The 19686-nt window shown below is 61.2% G+C and carries 12 protein-coding genes; 6 read left to right on the top strand and 6 right to left on the bottom strand.

From position 1 onward, the window contains the following. Window positions 1–15 precede the first annotated feature (15 nt). The 3 genes from RIE32_01685 (at window position 16) to RIE32_01675 (ending at window position 5755) form a co-directional block, all read left to right on the top strand. Entirely contained in the window at window positions 16–3039 is a 3024-nt protein-coding gene (locus RIE32_01685) for a TraM recognition domain-containing protein (GenBank protein ID MEQ9094956.1), read from the top strand. Between the two features lie 698 nt (window positions 3040–3737). After that, on the top strand, window positions 3738–4958 hold the full coding sequence (locus tag RIE32_01680) for a hypothetical protein (GenBank protein ID MEQ9094955.1): 1221 nt from the start codon (window positions 3738–3740) through the stop codon (window positions 4956–4958). 188 nt (window positions 4959–5146) lie between these two features. Continuing rightward, complete coding sequence (locus RIE32_01675) at window positions 5147–5755, top strand: hypothetical protein (protein MEQ9094954.1); 609 nt, start codon at window positions 5147–5149, stop codon at window positions 5753–5755. A gap of 1452 nt (window positions 5756–7207) precedes the next feature. Here RIE32_01675 and RIE32_01670 read toward each other — a convergent pair. The 6 genes from RIE32_01670 to RIE32_01645 all read right to left on the bottom strand — a co-directional run bounded on the left by RIE32_01670 (window position 7208) and on the right by RIE32_01645 (window position 12107). Next, on the bottom strand, window positions 7208–8077 hold the full coding sequence (locus RIE32_01670; GenBank protein MEQ9094953.1) for a hypothetical protein: 870 nt from the start codon (window positions 8075–8077) through the stop codon (window positions 7208–7210). Then, the gene (locus RIE32_01665) at window positions 8078–8857 is read right to left on the bottom strand and encodes a glycosyltransferase (GenBank protein ID MEQ9094952.1); all 780 of its coding nucleotides are present in this window, start codon (window positions 8855–8857) and stop codon (window positions 8078–8080) included. It abuts the gene before it with no gap. Continuing rightward, window positions 8854–9261 carry a galactosyltransferase-related protein gene (locus RIE32_01660; protein ID MEQ9094951.1) on the bottom strand — a complete coding sequence of 136 codons (408 nt, stop codon included), beginning with the start codon at window positions 9259–9261 and terminating at the stop codon, window positions 8854–8856. Before RIE32_01660 ends, RIE32_01665 begins: the two co-directional genes overlap by 4 nt. Before the next feature lie 375 nt (window positions 9262–9636). Further along, a complete protein-coding gene (locus RIE32_01655; protein ID MEQ9094950.1) occupies window positions 9637–10467 on the bottom strand; it encodes a glycosyltransferase in 831 nt (276 codons plus the stop codon). Next, entirely contained in the window at window positions 10464–11495 is a 1032-nt protein-coding gene (locus tag RIE32_01650) for an N-acetylneuraminate synthase family protein (GenBank protein ID MEQ9094949.1), read from the bottom strand. Before RIE32_01650 ends, RIE32_01655 begins: the two co-directional genes overlap by 4 nt. Window positions 11496–11930: 435 nt before the next feature. After that, a complete protein-coding gene (locus tag RIE32_01645) occupies window positions 11931–12107 on the bottom strand; it encodes a hypothetical protein (GenBank protein MEQ9094948.1) in 177 nt (58 codons plus the stop codon). Window positions 12108–13835: 1728 nt separating this feature from the next. Here RIE32_01645 and RIE32_01640 point away from each other — a divergent pair. The 3 genes from RIE32_01640 to RIE32_01630 all read left to right on the top strand — a co-directional run bounded on the left by RIE32_01640 (window position 13836) and on the right by RIE32_01630 (window position 19660). Then, a complete protein-coding gene (locus RIE32_01640) occupies window positions 13836–14750 on the top strand; it encodes a ParA family protein (GenBank protein ID MEQ9094947.1) in 915 nt (304 codons plus the stop codon). A gap of 74 nt (window positions 14751–14824) precedes the next feature. Continuing rightward, window positions 14825–15151 (top strand): hypothetical protein, encoded by a 327-nt coding sequence (locus tag RIE32_01635; protein ID MEQ9094946.1) that lies wholly within the window; start codon window positions 14825–14827, stop codon window positions 15149–15151. Between the two features lie 252 nt (window positions 15152–15403). Further along, window positions 15404–19660, top strand: a complete 4257-nt coding sequence (locus tag RIE32_01630; protein MEQ9094945.1) for a DUF3883 domain-containing protein — start codon at window positions 15404–15406, stop codon at window positions 19658–19660. Window positions 19661–19686 lie beyond the last annotated feature (26 nt).

Here is a 19686-nt window from a genome sequence, read left to right as displayed (position 1 = left end):
GCGCTGACCCGCGACGTGTACAACCACGAGCGGGTGGAGCGTGTGCACGCGCCGGAGCTGCTTGAAAGCGGTGTGAACCTTGGGCTGGGCATCGACTACCGATCTGAGGACAGCCCCGACTACCTCGTCCGCTCCCTGCTGACGACCAAGTTCCTCGCCGTTCCCTTCGTCGTCCTGGCCGTCACGTTCGCAGCTCGGCTGCTGAGCCCCTGGACAGCGTCATCCTTCGCGCTCGGGGTCTTTACGCTCATCTCCGTCGGCGTCGCCATGAAACGAGCGGCGTTCCCGACGGAACTCCGCGAACTCGGCCCGCAGCCGGTCGCACGGTTCTTGCTAACCGCCGCACTCGGCCCCCTGGCGTGGCTGCTCATCGTGTTCTCCACGCTTCTCGACACGCCACTGCTCGCGGCGGGCATGCCTTTCCTGGTCGCGGTCTGCGCTGCCGTCTACCTTGCGGACGCGGTGGCCAACCACTACCTCGCGTGGACAGCGGCCAGTCCGCGCGTCCCCGATGAGCGTCGGCAGCGATGGCTCTGGATATGGCGGACGCGATGGCAAAGCGGGTCAGACCCGACCGAGCTCGGCGGGCTCCGGCATCGATACCTCATTCGGCTTGGCTTCGTTGCGATTGCCTACTTCGCCGCGATCGCGGCGATGAGGCTCATCCCCATTGGTCTGTCCGGCCACGTCCTGAGCGGGACACTCGCCATCCTCACCTTCTGTGGCCTGCTTGCCCTCGCATCGCCAGACCCTCGACGCTGCAACCCACGCGCCGTTATGCGGGCAATCGCCAGTTACCTGACAGCGATCCCGTCTCGCGACCAGGCCCCGGGCGTCTTCCGCAGCCCGGCCGGGCCCGTTGGACGGAGGTTCAACACACTCTTCCTCGTGCTCGCCGTCTTGACGTTCTCTATCCCCGCCATGTCACTCTACTTCCCCATCGGGATCATGACGGCGGGACCGGGGCCGTGGAGCGAAGCGGCACAGAGGGTCGATTGGGTGGTATCGCTACCAGAACGTGTCCAGGACACGCCCGCGGACACGCGACCAAGCAGAGCCCGTGTTCGTGACTCGCTCAGCGATGCTCAGCTCGCGTACCTCAACGCACTGCCAAGCGAAACCGCTCGCAACGCGTATCTCGACGACTTCCGTGGCGGCGAACAAGATGCGCGTGACGCATACCTCGTTGCCAACTACGTTACGAGGACGCCCGAGACCTGGCTCGTGCTCGCCGTGGTCGGATTGACCACGCTCGAACCCGTGTTCATCTGGTCGCTGCTCGTGTCTTTCATCCTCTCGATCACCGTCCCATTGGCAGTACTGTTTCTCGTCGTCTACGCCGTTGCGGGCGAGCCAATCTGCACCTTTGAACAGACGTTTGAGGGCCCAAACGCGAGTCGGTCGCGGCCGAGTGATGAGCCCGAGTGGAGGGAATACGCGAGACGGCTTCAGTCTTCACCAAGCCCGATCGTCCGCGACCACCTTTGGCTCGGCACCAGCAAGTATGGCGACCACCCCATCCTGCTCCACCGGCAAGCTCTCGACGAACACGCGCATATCCTCGGCGACACCGGGTCCGGCAAGACATCGCGTGGTCTCGCGCCCCTCGTCTCGCAACTCATCGCCACAGCCCCAGCAACCGGCTCATATCCCGGTCACTCGGTCATTGTCATCGACCTCAAGGGAGAGCCATACTTCTTCAACAGCACCCGCGTCGATGCGAGAGCGGCGGGCGTTCCGTTCCGCTGGTTCACCTCGGTGACCGGGCAGCCGACGTACGTCTTCAATCCGTTCCTCCAAAGCCACGTCAAGGGACTCTCGACCCACCAGTTCGCTGAAGTGCTTCTCCAGAGCCTCGGCCTCGAGTACGGCGAGGCGTACGGGCCCTCCCATTACTCGCGTATGAATCGGCGCGTTCTGCAACGCGCGATGCAGGTGCACGCGAGCGGCGGCACTGGCGAACTTGAATCGTTCCGTGAACTTGAGCAAGTCTTGCAGACTGGGCAGACCGGGTTTACCGCGGACGAGAAACGCGACGCCACCGATGTGTTCGCGGTCATCGAGAGCCTCGCGAGAATCGATGCTATCAACGTCACGCAGAAGGACGTCGCCAAGGGCCGCGTCAGTCAGACCGCGGTGGACAACGCCATCGACATGACCGCGTTCCTGACCGACCCGCAGGTCGGATACTTCTATTTCTCGTCGACCCTGGAAACCTCAACCGTTCGCGAACTCGCGAAGCTCGCCCTCTTCTCCCTGCTCACTGCCGCCGATGCACTCGAACGGACCCGCGGGCCCGGACACCGTGTCTACGTGGTGATCGACGAGTTTCAGCAGATCATCGCGAGCAACCTCGAACTCGTCCTCCGGCAGGCCCGCAGCAAGAACATCTCATGCATCCTGTCGAATCAGTCCATCAGCGACCTCAAGAGCGGCGGTATAGACGTGACCGCCACCGTCCAAGCCAACACACGGGTGCGTCAGTACTTTGCGGCGAGCGACATTGGCCAGCAAGACCTCATTCAACGTTCAGGTGGCGAAGTCTTTCTCCATGAGGCGGAGGTTGGGTACGCCATCGAGGAACTGGACTTCGACCGCGGACCACTGAGCGAGGTGCCCCCTCAGACCGTGCTCGCCGGGCAGATCGGCTACGACGAGATCATCTCAATGACCGATGACCCGGACATGTGCGTGCTCCACGTCACCCGTGGAAGCGGCCTCACACAGTTCTCTGGCTATCCGATCCTCATGCGGACGGATTACCACGTGTCGAAGCGTCGCTTCGACCGCTGGAAAGCGAAGCCGTGGCCACGCAATCGGCCGGAAACGATCGTGGCACCCTCGCCGGACGATTTGGCGAAACGGGCCCGTTCGCCATTCATCGATGGAGACGATCCGGGGGTCTCGAACGAGCTCAAGTCCAATACTCGCATTGCGGAAGCTCTTGCAGAGCGCAAGCGTCAGCAGCAAAAACAGGCGACAACCAAGAAGACGACGAAGAAGAAGTCGGGCAAGAAGCGCAACAAGAAGAAGCCTTGACCGACAAGTGTTGGCTGTGGCACTGTCATGGTGCATCGCCCAACAAAAAAACCGGTCGATCACGAAGATCGACCGGCAAAAACCTCGGAGTAGAACCGAGTTTGTTTAGGACGCTTGAAGCATGTTCCAGGCCCACCACGCCCAGAGCATCAGCACGTACAACCAGAACCGGATCGGTCGCCACATACTCATCGGTGGTATGGGCGGGTAGTTCTTGGCACGTTTGTAATTCAAGCGCTGCAACAGGCTTTGTTGTCGCTTCATGGTCACCTCCTTTGTTGGTGGTTGGTCAACAAACAGGCTCGCAAGAGCCTGCTTCCTGACCTCCCGGGAGGGGGGCCATGCCGCCTTGTTCTTCTCACGTCTAGGCGGAAAAGACGGGATTCAAACCCCAGCCGACTGCGTCGATAGTGGTCGGGCGAAAGGGAGTGTCCAGGCCGGTGGGGCGGGACCTGTCAGACACTCCACAGCCAGAGCAATGTCGCAATCGATGCGGGGAACGCCTTGCGGCTGTCGTGCAGCCGCTTCGATCGCTGTTCACTTGCCAAAGAGCGTTACGAATCCATGCCCCAGATTTTACTCGATGCGAGAATCGCTCAGCCAACGCCACTCCGATCCACGCCAACGACCTCACAGGATGTTCGCGTTTCGGACGGCATAGCGGCCCCATTTCGCCGATACGGCGATAAACTCCACGCATGGGCGATGAATCCGTTGAACACGCAAGACCGCTCCGCGGGCTCGACTACCGACTCCTGATCGCTGGCGGGCTGGTCGTGGCCGTGGTGCTTCTGTTCGCACTCTCTCGGCCCTTTGGTGTGGGACGGGGAGACGCCGCAGGCGGCTCCATACCGGCCAGCGACATGGGCGGGTCGATGCCTTCGCCGGCGGACCGCGAGTCCGCCACGCTCGCCGCCGCCCATGCCGAGGCGCGCGCTCTGGCCGCGGAATCGATCGCCGAAGCGGAGGGGAAGATCAAGGGGCTTGAGTCGCTCGTTGCCGAGTTCGAGGGCGCAGTAGATGAATGGGCGATGCTCCGAGCCGAACTGTTGGAGAACGAAGACGGCAGAAAGATCGCGGCCGATGAATCGCTGACCCAGGACTTCCTTGCCCTGCACGATGCCCTGCGCCCATCAGATGTTCGTATCAGTGTCGAGCAACTGCGCAATCGGGTTGATGCCCTCGCACAGCCTCTCGACGAGATGCGGTCCGCGGCGTCGAGCGTGCATGCTCCAGATTCACTGATCGAGGCCGTCGACGAGTTGATGATGCTTGCCGACACCGGGCGAACTCGACTGACCGACCAACTCCGGGCGATGCGCTCGATCACACAGCGCGCCTCGGGACTCTCCCCGTCCGCCGGAACGCTTCAATCTGCGATGGACGAAGTCGGTGGCAGGCGAGCTCAGGAGCACGCGGACCGGATCGCCGAGATCAGGCACCGCGGTGAGCAGGAACGATTTGCCAATCTTCAGAAAGCAGAGGAAGCGCTGCAACGCCGGGCGGCGATCGCCTCTGACCCGATGGCCGCGAAGATCCTCGGATTCCTCACGTATAGGAACGACACATTTGAGTCCGTCTGTGGCCGTGCCTTCGATGACTATACGTTCTTCCGTGAATCTCTTGTTGAACCGCGCATTGCTGAGCGTACCGGGTACACGAAAAGAACTGACGCCTTCCACATCGACGAAGCCTACAAGGTATTCGACAACCAGGCCCAAGCCGCGTTCGGCATCTCTCTGCACAACCTCTTCTGTACATTCATGCTCAGCGCTGAGAACCAAGAGAAGTACACGACCTCGATCGAACGGATGCAGGCGATTGCTCAGGGGGATGTGCGAGCCACTCCAGCGGTGGCGCAGGACGCAGCTCGCTGGCTACAAGAAGGCAAGCCCCTGCCGGAGCCAATACTTCCGTGACCCACAGTTGCGGACCGCCATTCACCGTGATTGACAAGTTCGCGGGTAAGCCATTGTGACCAGGTGCACGGCGACGACGATTCGCAGCGCTGCCAAGGCATCACCGAGAACATCCGGAGGGCCCGAACATGTCTTTGACTCTAAGATAAGTGAGTCACGACATCTCATGCACCAATTGAGGATCCATCATGACAAAGAAGGTCAGCATCACAGATTGGGTCGGTGCTTCTTGCGCTGTCGTGGCCGTAATTGTTTCGTCGCTCAGCCTGTGGATGGCTTCCAGCGCAGAGCACAAGGCGCAATCCGCTCGCGAAGCGAGCATGCAGTTGCTCCAGCCAAGACTCGCCCCTGTCAGCGGGAGACTGTCCCGAGGAGTCCTTGACAAGGGAGGAGATAATGAAAGACATCGTTGGTCATTGGGATTCATCAACCTTGGCCAGACTTCGATCGAGAACTTGAGAGTTCAGACGTGGGCGCCGGCGAGTCCAGATGCTTCGAGCGACCAGTCATTGCCATGGGGGGAACGATTGAACCACATCAATGAACAGAGAACCCGAAGCAACCTAATCTACGGCGATACACGCACTTTTTTGTTCTTCGGGTCGGAGCATGACGCGGGATCCATTCGTGACGACTTCGGAAGGGCATTGCGAGAACTCGGACATGTCATCGTGAAGACCTCGTTTTACGACCCACTGGACAAGAACGAAGAGACCGTTAGCTGGGCGATCAACAGCGATGGCTATATATTCACAATGGAACAGTGGGAGGAAATGAAGTCTCCAGAGGCACCTTGATCAGGCTGTCTCGGACAAGAACCATACTTGGACGAATAGTGGATTCTGCAGGCACAAGGCCAGGAACACCCATCCCTGCGAACTCGTTTTCACCGGCAGAGCGTCTGCTCGCTGATCGCCATCGTTCAGGAGCTTTCACGCGAGGCCGTCCCGCCCTCAGCCTGCGGCAACGCGAACACGATCTGCTCCTCCGTGACCCTAGACCTATTCATTGTCCTGGTCTCCTCATAGTGGTCGGATTCTCTCAAGAACCCTTATTCTCTGAATAGACCGAGAAACGGATTTCACGCTCACAGCGATGGCAGCGCATCGACCAACCCAAGCGGCGTTCCCGAGGTGACCCCGGAGGTCACAACTAGGTGAAAAGCCATGGGGACTCTTGGGGATTGAGACGCACCGATTCGGCGCGCACAGTACGACGTTCAGTAGCTGACAAGTCCGCCCAGTGCACGGCTTGCAAGAGATAGTGGGATAACAACGCGTTGCGGGACGGAGTTCCGCGGTGACAACAGCGAGAAGAATCGGATCGCGGTGCCAGTAGGTTGAACGACCGTTTAGTTATCACGGGTCACGATCCTCATCGGGCTCGGCTGCGGACAACTCTTCGTGGCTTGCTCGTTCCACCGCTGTAAGAACCGAGACAGTGACTGGCGATGAGGTGCGCAGTCGTTGAGCAAGACGCTGAAGACCTCTGTAGCACCCCATTACGTAGTCTGCTCCCCACCGTGACCAAGGAATCATTCGCCCCGCGCTACATGTATTGAGTTCGATCGCACGATACCCGCCGCGCGTCCGCATATAGTCAACGCTCATGTATCCGACACCGCGGTCTATTAGCATTCGCGAGAGACGCTCTGCAGCCGCCTTCACGGTATCTGGACAATGCCACAAGAACGGCTCGCCCGTCGGATCGCGAAATGCGACGTCTTCAAGCGGTCGGGTGTTCAGGCCCCAAGACCCTACAGTCGATCCGCACAACAAATCGAGCTTGAACGTTCGCGAGTCTTCAGCAAGACGCTCCATTAAGACATCACCGTTGCCAACGGTCGACTGCCAGTCGTCTGTGAAATCGACAAGCGACACACCGCGGCGTCCGAAAGACCAATCGTACTTGAGGACGCAAAGGGATCTGTCGCCGTGGTTGCTGCTAGCCACATCCACGGCGCACTGCCAGCGAGCAGTCCGTACGCCCGATTCCGCAGCAGCCATGAGCCGTTCAGCCCTATTCATCGTCCTGCGGCCCAGGACAACGACTCCTTGTGCGATCGCCGCGAGTGGAACCGGGTCCATTGCGACAATTGCGTCGACAGTTGCAGATGTCGGCTCAGTCCAGATGACCAGATCGATTGCAGATCGCTTGCAAGCGGCTTGTATGCAGTCGTAGGTATCTGCCAGGTCGTGGGCAGACTGATCGACTACGGCGATTGTGACCCTATCTGCTTCCACAGTTACTCACAGTGCATCCAGTGACATGGCAAAACGTCGCACGAAGGCGTTGGTCGCCTCAAGTCGTGCTCGGTTATTCATATCGCCGATATCGATAACCGTCGGGTTCGTGTTGATCTCAAATACGACGAGCTTGTCGTCTTTAGTGGCATAGTCGATTCGGCCGTACTCGAGTCCACACGTTTGGAAGACAGAAGCGATTGCGCGACTGTGGGCATTGCCATTCACATACTCCAGTTCTTCCGCACTGAATCGCTGATCAGCATCCGCCCCCTTGTTCAGCCAGCATCGGCTAACGAACAAGTGTCTGGGTATGACCTCACCCGCCACATAGAACGCCCCATATTTTCGAAACCAACCATCGGAGCACCGAGTATCCTCAAACTCGACAACGGCAATATCGTCCTGAGCGAGCGCAAGAGACTCCAAGGCGTGCTGTACCTCGGCATACGATGTCAGCAAGCCGGACTGCGCGCCATCGTGTTCAAACATGCGACGAATGAACACCGGGTACCGCACCGCGTTGTCTGCAGCCAGATCCTCAAACTCGCGAGTCGATAGGGTACGGTGGGAGTTGACACCGGACGCAAACAGTGTTGCGGCCACCTCGTGCCTCCGGCCCGCTCGCCCTGCGGCATTGAGACTTCGCCGAGCGATGCCGGCGCCAACGCTCGCCTGGGCGGCCTCAAGTTCGCCAACCGCATCATCACGATATCGCTCTAGGTCACACCAGATTACGGTGCTCTGGCTTAGGTCAGTAATCTGCTTGGGAATCCCGGCTGCTACATGAACCGGCTGGTTAACACGATCGCCAAAATGCTCGACAAACAGCGAATGCGTGTAGGCGTGTGGGGGTGTGGTTATGAAAGTTATCATCTAGGTGTGTCCAAGCAGGATTGCGGCACAGATCGCATCAGATAGCGACGAGAACGAGGGTGTAAGTGCCAGGCGCTCTTTCCAGGCTTGTTGCACTTGACGGCGACGTGCGGCCATAGCCCGCCCACCCCTGTCGTCATACACGTAGGTCACGGTCGGGCAGTGCATCGAGCGGCGCCCTGCCAATTCGAGAACTGCCACGAAGAGAGCGAAGTCAGTAGCCGCACGAATCGGCCTGCCGGCGTAGGTGTAGACCCGCTCGTCAAGATGTTCGTAGAGGCCCAGTCGAAAGGCGCGGGTATGAGTGGCGACCCACTCGGCTTGGCGAAAAGTGCCATGAGCCTTGGTGCTGGCTGTGTAGTCGCGCGACCAAGTGCACGTCGTGCCGTCCCCGTCGCAGAATGTGCCGTGGCTCGCAAGCAGCTGATGTGAGTCCTGAAAGTCTCTGATGCTAACCAGGCTATCAGGGCCAGCGAGGTAGTCATCACCGTCTAGAAGCACGACGATGTCGCTGGAACATGCGCCTTGGAGTGCACTCGCGATCTCTAGGGCCCGCCATCGTGTAGTTGCTGGCCATTCGCGCCGATCAGCAGTGCTGACGACAAAGCGCCTGTCTGATTTTACCGCGCGACGAATCGCCTGCTCAGTCAGATCCGTGGAGGCATCGTCGCGGATGACGCATCGCCACGAAACGCCTTCTTGTTGCAGAATAGACTGAATGCAACGAGCGATAGCCCGTTCGGCATTACGAACCGCAACAACGATGGTGATGCGGGTCATTGCGGCCGGTCCGTGTGCATACGCGCCCGCCGTTTCGCATAGTAGCGTTCACGGTTGGCAGTAGTCAGTGACTGGTCGTTCCAATCGTCGGCAAGTGAGTGGTCCTGATGCATGTAGAGCAGGTCGTAGCAACGTGCCAAAGTCCTGCCGTCCTCGATGCACAGTCGTTCGAGTAAGTCTGCGTCTTCTGCTCCCCATCCCACAAACGCCTCGTCATACCCATTGACCGCAAGGAACAGGTCTCTCGGCATATGGACGCACACGCCGAAGCGCTCGCCATGTGCTAGGTACTTGAAGAGCGCGCTCTGGCTGTCTTCGGCGCACAGGGCGGACGCGTGCAGCCCAAGCGCGGTGGGGTCCAGCGAGTCGTCTGCGCTGGCGGAGAAATCGTCTGGCAACTGCAAGCGGTATCCTCCCGCCAGAATGTTCGGCGAAGTCGCTGCGATAGCGTAATGTCGTGCAAGGACGCCGTCTGTTGGCAGGAGATCTACATCAAACGGAACCACGAACGAACCTCGAGCTAGCGACGCCGCCTGGTTGCGTAGCCGTGCCAGTGCGAAGGGCCCAGTATGAGGGACGAACTTGTATTGCGCCCATGGCAGCTCTTCCACCCACTGGGCGGTCGGAGCGTGGCTGCCCTCTACTAGGACCAGCTCATGTGTTCCAGCGAGAATGCTCTCGTCGAGAGCCAAGCGACTAATCAAAGTGTGCAGATGGTCGGGACGATCCCGATAGGCCACGAGGAGCGATACAGCATGCGTCCTAGTGTGAGCTGACATTCACCCAACTCCGGATTCTAGCAACTCGTTCATAAACTCTGGGCAGATCTGGACGCGCGTGCAATGCGAAACGGGGGAAGCGTTAGTCGCCAGGGCGCCATGCAGCGCCCCACGCGCTAGCGCCGACAGCGATCTGAGCACATTGGCGTTGCGCTGCTTGCGGAGAAGGAGTGGATCGCCACGTTCCGTGTCAGCGTGGGTGATGTGTTGGCATCCTGCCGTTGAGGAGACGGAGTAGCCGAGCAACGAAGCGCGGAGCAGAAGATCCTGATCCTCGAACCCGTACCCGACCAGATCCTCTCGAAACCCGCCGACTGAGTAGAACACGTCTCGGCCAACCAGCACCAGACCAAAGCCTGGTCTCGTGTGGCCGACTGCCTGGGAGTGAAGCGAGACCTCGAACCCTTCGCAAGTCTGGGTCGCGGTGGCTACGAAAATCGTGCGGCAGCCTGCTGCGGCCTGTGTCTCAGTTACGTGCTCCACGAACACCAGATCGCAGCCAGCAGACGTTGCTGCGCTGTACAGCGAGGTAACGGCGTCAGACGCCCAGACGATGTCTGCGTCCGAGAAGAGCAGTTGCCTGCCACCGGCATGTGAAACTACAGCGTTGAGTAGCCGTGCCTTGTTGAAGGGCTGCTGGGGTATCACCTCATGCTTGACGCGTGGGTATCGAGACACGGCGTCGCGTATACACGCGAGTGTGCGAGCGCATTGAGTGCCGCCGTCAGCGATCAGAATCGCCGCATCTGGCGCTGCACGCGCTACGGATGCAACGGTTTCGCCAACAGTAGGGCGATCCATGACTGGAATGATGACTGTGAGCCCGGTCATCTGACAGCCTGTTCTTCGCAGAGGTCGGAGCCTACCGAGGCACGTGAGACAGGACCATGTGCATCTACGTGGTTGGTTATGACGAGAGGCAATCTGAGGCAGGCAGCACTCAGGCAGTTAGGCAACCATGGGATGGCCGAATAGGTGTTGTGCACGGTTAGTCGGCAACCCGGCGGAAGCGACTTCTTCGCATAGAGTCCACGGCGAGTGGGTGCCAGGTATTGGGCTTCAGCTTCTGTAGGCCCGGCGAAGCGGACCTGCGGAGCGTCGTAGGTGTGCCCCACAGCATCGCGAAAGACCTCGCTCCAGCGCGCAAACTGATCAGGATCCGAGTTGTATGGCGCGAAACCGAAGCGTGTCGGTGCGATGTGACGTTCAAGCGTCATCGCGCCGAGGCAACACGCGCGTCGAACGGTGCTGGCGATCGCCAAGTCGGGTTGATGAGTCGAGAAGCCGATTGTGGCGTGTGGGAAGTGCGAGCGAAGCGCCGAGATGTTCCCAAGGCGAAGCGCATCGATAGGCGTCGGATAGAGCGACACGCAGTGGTTGATGGTCAATGTGCGAGCCGACTCAGAAAGCAGTGCTACGGCGGCCTGTATATCGGTCCACCTCGCCCCTCCAGTCGATAACACGATATTGCTGCGTGTGGTAGCTAGGTGTGTCGCCAAGTGGTAATCGCAAAGGTCGGCGCTCGCAAGCTTGAGAATCGAAATGCCAAAGTTGACTGCCGCGTCGATAGCACTCTCATCAAAAACCGTGGCCGCAACAATCAGGCCATGGTCACGTGCACGCTTCGACAGATCGCCATAGACGTCCAGTGGGAGAGAGCGGCTGCGAATCTTGCGGACGTACCGCTGAGAATGGGCGGACTGCAATGTCCTGTGGAGGAGCACGTTGAGATCACGCAGCTGAAACTTGACTGCAACTGGAGTGCTTGTACGAGTGGACACCCCGGCAACCGCATCGATGAGACGCTCTGCTTCGCGTAAGCAGCCGAGGTGATTGTTCGCAATCTCAGCGACGATCACCCGCTCCAATGGGCCCCGAAGCGACGTCACGCACTTGTCTTTACGTAGAACCGACATTTCGCATTTGACCTCAGCCCGGCCGCCTCGCCATTCTCCACCAGAGTATCGCTATCTCGCGATGCAAAGGCCCGATCTGACCACGTGCGGGTGAGATGTGCGCGGCAGAAGCCGCAACGCCCGTTCGCCCACTGCTGCGGAAAACCAAACAACCTAGTAACACAGGATCTTGAGGCACTGTCACCCACGGCGCTCTCCGTCGGGCCCGTCTGACCTACAGGCGAGGCCATCATGCCGGTACATCTCTCGACGGGGCCGCGCGAACCGCCAAACCCGCACAAAAATGGCCGCATGGAGCGTTTGTGACACCGCCACCTCCGCGAATTGGATGGTAACGTAATGGGCGTCCCGCACCACCTTCGCCCCGATCTTGATCTGCTACTTGCGCAGCGTCGTCAGCGACCAGTGCTTCACCGCCGTCGGCAGCGCCAGCCGCTGCAGGCGCACCTGGTTGTCGTCCAAGAGGCAGAAGGGTAGCCGCGTCCATCTCACCGCCTTCTTGCCCTTCTTGATCCACTGCTCGGCCGTGCCCCGGGCCGCTTCGGAGCTGACCATCGCCGCGTGGAACTCGAGCTTGACCGTACGCGGTCGAAGTTCACGCGCAAGGCGTCCATGCCTTCTTCACCCATCGGGTGCTCCTTGATCCAACCGGCGATCGCGAGTCAAAGCCCGCAGTTATAGACCCAAACACGTGTATAGTGTACAGCCGTTAAGTTCCTTCTGGGAGATGCGGGCAAAGAGGACGCGAGTCCGCCCTCCCCTCATGGCCCGTCTGTGCGACCAGCTCAGACCCTCAGGGCACGGCGAACCGACGCGTCCCATCACCGTTGTGCGGATTCTGCTGCAAACGTGTCGGAAATGTTGCCAGTCGCTTGATAACCCGAGTCGCAACGTCTTCCACGCTTTCGAGACCACGCCGCTCCGTCTCGTCGGACCCTCGTAGCCAGCCAGCCGCTCGGTCCTCGTCTCCGCATGTGGGTCGGGTCCAGAGTCGCTTGTTCACGAGGTAGCGGAACAGCCCTATGGGCGACCGGCTCGCGCACCGAGCCGCGTATGCGGCACAAGACAGCACAGCGAGCCTCATCGCGTCGCTCGCCTGGATTCGCCCAGAAGCCGTCAGTCGCCGGTACACGGTGTCCGCGTGGGCAAAGCTCAACCGATCGCCATCCTGGCCCCTCTCGTGGTCGGTTCTGGTTCTTAAGAGACAGCGGAGCTGGTCCCGGTTCTTTGGGGGTGCCAGATCGCGTCGTTTCACCGCCGGGGGGCGTGCCATCTGGGATGTTGCGGCTGCGCCAGAGGACACCCGCATCACCGACCCGTGGCGGTTCAGCACGTTCTGGCTCACCGGTACCGACTCCAGCCAACCCCGTGACAGGAGCTCATGACGACCCCGGCGGATGGTCCGCAGGCTGACACCCAGCGACTCGGCAAGCAGGGCGGCTTTGGCGGTCCCGCCGGAGACCACCGAACCACCACGCCAGTACATGCAACGGAGGAGGTGCCCCACCGCGGACGCGATGCTCGCGCGTGACCCCGACCGCGCGAGTTCAGTCACCAACCTCCGCGGCACCGGCACACGACGTCGCAGGTTCTTCAGGTACGTCGATGAGGGCACGTCCTCGGCTTTGACGCGAGCCTCGAAGCGACGGAGTTGCCTTGCGGCTCGAACCGCCGACCGCTGGTCGCCCGCGATGCTCTTGAGATGCTCTCCGAGTTCGCTGTCCCCAAGACGACGGCGACGGAACCTGCTCTGGGCCCGCAGTTCCAGGGCGGCCAACCACAGGCGGAGGTCGCGAAGCTGCATCTCTCCGCTGACGTAGAGGCGCCACGCCACAAGCAGGTCTGCCGCTCGTACCGGCACGAATCCGCCCGGGATATGCGACGCAACAACCGCGTGGGCCGGGCGATAGCCGGACCGATTCCTGTTCATGTTCCCCCCATTGTCTCTCGCGGAATCGACGCGGGGGATTGACGGCTCGGCCGCACCTATGGCAGCCTGGCCTTGCATTGCCCACCACGCGCCGGGCGGGCAGCGATGCCCGCTCCGCGCAACCCATTCGACCATCCCAACATCGCGGAACAGCAACTCCCACGCTATCGATGCTTGTTCGCTTGCGCAAGGTGCAAAGCGCGTCGGCGTGCATGCGCGCTTGCCCGCACGCCCGCCTGCCCGCACGCCTGCGTCCGCTGGGAGTGCATTCTTCTCTTGCGTCGTGACGCTGACTGCGCTATCCGGAGTCGTGAACGCCGGCACGCACGCCGGCCACACAGAGGGGGATGCTTATGACCACGTACACAACACGACCGACCGTCATCGCGATCGGCAACCAGAAAGGCGGCGTTGGGAAGACGACGACGGCCATCAATCTTGCGGCCGCCCTGGGCGTCCGCGGCCAACGCGTTCTGATCATCGACCTCGACCCGGCCGCGGGGGCAACACGACACCTGGGCATCGATGGCGTCGAATACGAGGGGGCCCTCGAACTGCTGTGCGGGGACGCGGAACTCGAACCAACAGCGATCACCGATGGCATGCCGCCGGGCGTCGCCCTGATCCCGGCCCGCCACGACCTCAGCACGCTTCACAGGAGGATCGCGCGGTTCGCGGACCCCGCCAGCCTCCTCTGCCCGGTCGTCGAGCAGGCTCTCCGGTATGACTTCATCCTGCTCGACACCAGCCCGCACCCTGCCGACACGACCACGCTCGTTGCCTACGGCTCGGCCGAGTGGTTCCTGCTCACGGTGCTCCCGCATCACCTCTCGCTGTTGGGCCTGACAGAGGCATGTCGAGACATCTCCGAAGTACGCAAGCGTCGCAACCCCGGGCTCGAGATCCTCGGTGTCCTGCTCTGTTGCGTCGACGAACGAGCTACGCGGACCCGCAGCGAGATTACGCAGGCGATCGACGCCTCACTGCCCGGGCGACGATTCGTCACACGCATCTCCCAGGCAACAGCCGTGCATGAGTGCGCGATGATTGGCCGGCCGCTGCTCACGCATCCGGTGCACCGCCACCACAACGCCGCCCGCCAGTTCCTCCGACTCGCTGTCGAAGTCGAACGACGCGTCCATCATGGCGAGGCGTTCCGGGACTATTGCTGCGCGTTTGGGCGGAATGAACTCGCGGAGTATGACTTCGAGTCGTACCTCTCCGGGAGAGACATCCAGCCGTCTCCGCGTGTGGCGAGGGCGTCGTAATGGCGACCCGCCGAGCCTCCCAGCCGACGCGCAGCGCCATCGTGTCCCTCCTTGAAGCCGGAGACGCGGCGACAATGCCGTCTACGATCAGGACGGCACATCCGCGAACTGACCCCGAGTACCGAAAGCGTCAGGTCGTCCTCGATGAGCGAACCGACACAACGCTTCAGCAACTCACCGAGACGATGCGTCGGGTCACGGGCACCAGGCTGACGACGAGCCATGCCGTGCGCGCTCTGCTCCGCGCCGTGGAACCAAGCCTCCCGCTGCTCGCAACCAGGGCCGTTCCCGCCGAGGCGACGTTCCTGCCGAACAACGCGCCGCGATTCGCAGACCACCGAATCAGGTACGAGCAGGCGCTCACCCGACTGCTCTCGGAGGCGCTCCGATCCCTGGCGTAGCTCCGCGCCGGCGACGGCGAGGCTTGGACTGTGCAGCGTACGGATTCGCCGGGCTTGGCGAATCCACAGTACCGGAACCCCTCGGGCTCAGGTCGTCCGACAGGCCTGCGGCCGAAGGGTGACCGGCCGACTCGCCGCTGCCGTCGGGGCGGTTCTGGGCGAACCCCGACGGCGACGGCGAGCCGACAGAATCCGGCATGCGGTGATCCCCTCATAGAATGGAGGCATGGCCGATCACCAGACTCTGAAGACATGAGCGATGCCACTCACAGCATTGAGCAACCCCGACAGCGAGGGCTCTCCTCGTTGTCTGGTCGTGGGTTCGGTGATAACGCAGAGGCTGCCGCGGCGGTCGAACACCTCGCTGCAGACCAGTTGGAGCTGTACCGCCGTCAACCCAAGGAGCTGATTAGTCACGCCAACAGAGAGACAGCCGCGATTGAGGGATATCGGGGCCGGCAGCTCCTTGAGCTTCTTCAGAACGCCGACGATGCGTCGGCGGGATCGGATCCAGCGCGATTGATGGTTTGTATCCGGGACGACTCTATCGTCGTCGCCAACTCGGGCACGGCATTCTCGCTCGGTGGTCTTGAGTCATTGGTCATAAGTGATTGCAGTCCCAAGCAGCTCGACCGCAATAGGTACATCGGTTGCAAGGGACTCGGTTTCCGGTCCGTGCTCACCTGGTCCGAATGCCCGCTCATCTCTAGTGGTCACCTTGCCGTTGGTTTCGACCGCGCACAGGCCAACAGTGTCGTTGAGGCACTCGGAAAGGACTCGGAACGGATTGGCGCCCGACTCGCTGAATTTTCCGATGCCGAAGGACACCTCCCTGTCCCCATCATGCGGTTCCCGTACGTTCCAGCGAAGCGGGACCTCCAGTTGGCATTGGAGTATCGGGACCAGGGCTTCGACACCGTGGTTGTTCTCCGGATGCCCGAGGACGAGCGACGGGAGCAGGTATATGAGGACGTGCTCCGGCAACTCGACACGATCCCCACCGAGGCACTCCTGTTTTGCCGCTCGCTGAACGAGATCGAACTTCATGGCACAGAGGTTCGGCGCTGGGAGATTCTCCGGGAGGTCGTGGACGATCACACCACACGGCTCATCATTCAGAGTCCAGAGGGAGACTCCCTGTGGACCCTCTATCGTCGTGAAGGTCGTATTACCCCACCCGAGCAGAGCCGCACTCGCAAGCAACGGGACTTCGAAACCGCGATCGCGGTACCCGACGAGCCCACAGCTTCACCAGACCGATGTCTCTGCGTGTTCTTCCCCACACAAGATGCGTTGCCATTGCCGGTTGTGCTCCATGCCACGCTGGAGCTAAGCGACGACCGTAACCGAGTTCACAACACAGACGACAACCGGCACGTGCTCCAGTCCCTTGCAGCGCACCTCGCGGATGTTGTGACGGATGAGGCTGACAATGAGCACCCCAAGCGCGCTCTTCGGCTGCTCGACGGTCTTGACGACGCGGACCCGGAACTCCTGAGGCTCGGATTCGTGGACCAGGCGGTCTCCGCATTAAAGGATCGCTACATCTTCCCGCGGATTGACGGGAGCCTCGGGCCGGCTGAAGGTGCTCACCGCACTCCACACGATTCGTGGCATCCGCTCTTGAATCCCGAGCACTTCTCGTCCGTGCTCGATGTCAGGAGCGACGAACGACTCACCGGCGTTCTTGGTCTGTTCAACATTGGCTGGTTCGAACAGGATGCGCTCGTTCGCCGCCTCAGGACCCAGCTCGAAGAGATGGCCCCCGAAGCTGCGGGCCAACTCGTTGGCAAGTTGCTGGCGACCGAACGCCTAGGCAAGTTTCCACTCGGATCGTTCATCCTGACGTCGTCCGATTCGTTCCTGGAACCTGAGCAGCAGTGCTTCCTATCGCCAGGTGCCGAGACCTTCCCGGTGCCGGATTGGGCGCGTGATATCCAGTTCGTCCACACCGAGTTCCAGCGTGGACTTCAATCAAGCGCCACGGGGTCGAGCGTCCGGGCGTTGGCCGGACGGCTGGAGGCTCGTGGCGCGCGGGTCGACGAATACCGCCTCGACACAGTCGTTCGCGCCTTGGCTTCGCGCGCCCGACGAGCCGAGCAACCCACCAAGAGTCAGCGAACAGCCGAGCTCCTGCAGTGGCTCTTCAAGACCACGCGAGGTGAGCCAGGCCAGCTAACAGGAGTCACCGTTCCGGTGCTGACAGCGGGCGGTGACGTTTGCAGCCCCGAGGAGTGCTACCTCGGGCCTGACTACCCAGGCGGCGACCTTCTCCATCGAATCTACTCCCGCATCGACGGGGTGCAGTTTGTCGCCTCACCCGAGCAGCTTGGACTTAGCGAGGAGGATGCGAGTCGCACCGCTCGATTCCTCGTGTTGCTCGGTGTGAATGACAAGCCCAAGAGCGTTCCTCTGAACTACAAACAGAGCTCCAAACTTGCCCGAAGGGCGCTGGAGGAACTCGAGTATCCCACGATTGTCAGGGAGGAGGAATGCGAGGACGCGGCTGCGGCGCTCAGGTTGTGCAAGGACATTGGTATCGATGACTCCACACTTCCAGAACACTTCGAGGAGATACTGGAGGAGGCGGACCCGACCGCGCTCGTGGCTTTCCTGCTCTCGGAGGGCCAGTCCTATCTGGCAAGCGACACCGACGAGCACGGTTGTTTCGTCGCACGCAAAGCTCGGGAGCAGAAGCTGTGGGCCGATCAATCAGTTCGCGTCCCGAATCCCGTGATGCTCGCCCTGCGTTCAACCCCGTGGGTGCCGACCGAGGAGGGTAACCGCTGCACACCCGGCCAGATCATCCTCAGCGGAGCGGGCAGCCGCCTACTGCGAGGCCTCTACTTCCGTCACGCGATCCACGTGGAAGACCCAGCCATCCAGCGCAGTGGCGGGCGGAGGGCGGTCAACGGTCTGCTGACGCGCCTCGGAGCGATCTCTTCGCTCGAAGCCATCGACACAGACTCGCTCTACGAACTCCTCGAACGACTCCCGCACGATGACCCAGAGGGTAAGCACGCACCCGGTATCTACAGGACGCTCGTGGAGGCGAACGTTGGCACGGACGACAGTCTCGCGAAGCGGCGTTTCCAGCAGACCGGCCGTGTGTGGTCGCGGTTCCAAGGTGCTGTCGAGTACCTGCCGGTCTCGGATGTCCGCTACAACGCAAATGTCACTGTCCCCGGCGTCATCGAGCAGCACATCAAAATCGCTGAGCTGCCGAGGCGGAAGTCCACGAAGCTCGTACGCGACCTCTTTGGCATCGAGCCTCTCGCCGCGCGCGACATCCAGATCGAACTGGAACACGAGGGCACGGAGTATGCTCCATCCAGCGAAGACGCCAATCTCGCATTCCGGCGAGCGCTGCCGTTCATCTATGCCATACGACTCGGGAAGAAGATCGACGAGGACAACCGCGAACGCAATCTCCTGCATCAGGCTGAACTACGTCTGTGCACGTGCATCCGTGCCGAGGCCACACTCCCGAACGGTGAGACTCAGATGATCGAGCTCACCGGCCAGGGCGACAGACTGCTCTTGGACCGAACCCTTTACATCGTGGACGACTACGACCGCGAAGCGGCGTCCCTCGTCCGCTTCTGGCAGAGCGTCGCGAATCTCGTGGCGGAGCTGTTGGGGACCGATGTCGCGGCCGAGGTGGCGAATGTTCTCCGATGTAGAACAGCCGCCGAGATGGAGGACGTCGTCCGCGGCCTCGTCGACGAAGACGCCGATGCGAAACTACTCCAGGCCCGAGAGCGGTTTGAGACCGAGATCGAGGATGATGTCGCACCACCTCAACCGATGCCCGAGCCCCGCGACCCATCGCCACGCGACGACGATGATCCGTGCAATGACGACGCTGAAGACGAGCCGTCGGATGAGACCGACACCAATGGTGACGACAGCGGTGACGGACCTGACGATGATGTTGAATTCAAGCCAGTCGATGCGCCCAAACGCAAGCCGGGCGCTCGTCGGCGACTTGTGATCACCACGGGCGCCGGTGGCACGCGGACGAGACGTCGCGGACCACTCGCCACTGAGGATGTGACGTTCAGGGTAGTAGAGGAATACGAGAAGCTCGAGGGTAGGTTCCCCGTTCGAGTCAGCCACCTTCACGGCGCTGATGGATTCGGATGCGACATCATCGGCCTCACTTCCGCTTCGGCCTACGAGCGGGCTCGTGAGCACAGGGAGGTCAGCAGCTCTGACATCGCCAGGTTTATCGAGGTCAAGGGCCGCAGCAGCCGCAGTGGAGAAGTCGAGCTCACAGAGAATGAATTCACAAATGCCGAGACGGAATCAACGCGCTACTTCCTCTACCGCGTCTTCCGAGACCCCGAGAACACCGATCGCTTTGAGGTCGCAATCCTGGCCAACCCTGTGAACTCGAACGCTGTCCGGCAGGTCACCCGCTTCGATCTCTCCGCGGGCTCCGGAGCCGATTGGTTCGAGATGGTCACCGTTGAAGAACCGCATGATGACGCCGATGATGGGGAGTAAGCACTCACATTCGCGGAATCGTCCGA

It is taken from the genome of Phycisphaerales bacterium, assembly GCA_040221175.1.
Lineage (GTDB): Bacteria > Planctomycetota > Phycisphaerae > Phycisphaerales > UBA1924 > JAHCJI01.
Note: the sequence above shows the minus strand (reverse complement) of the source record. Positions and strands in the feature narration are given on the sequence as shown.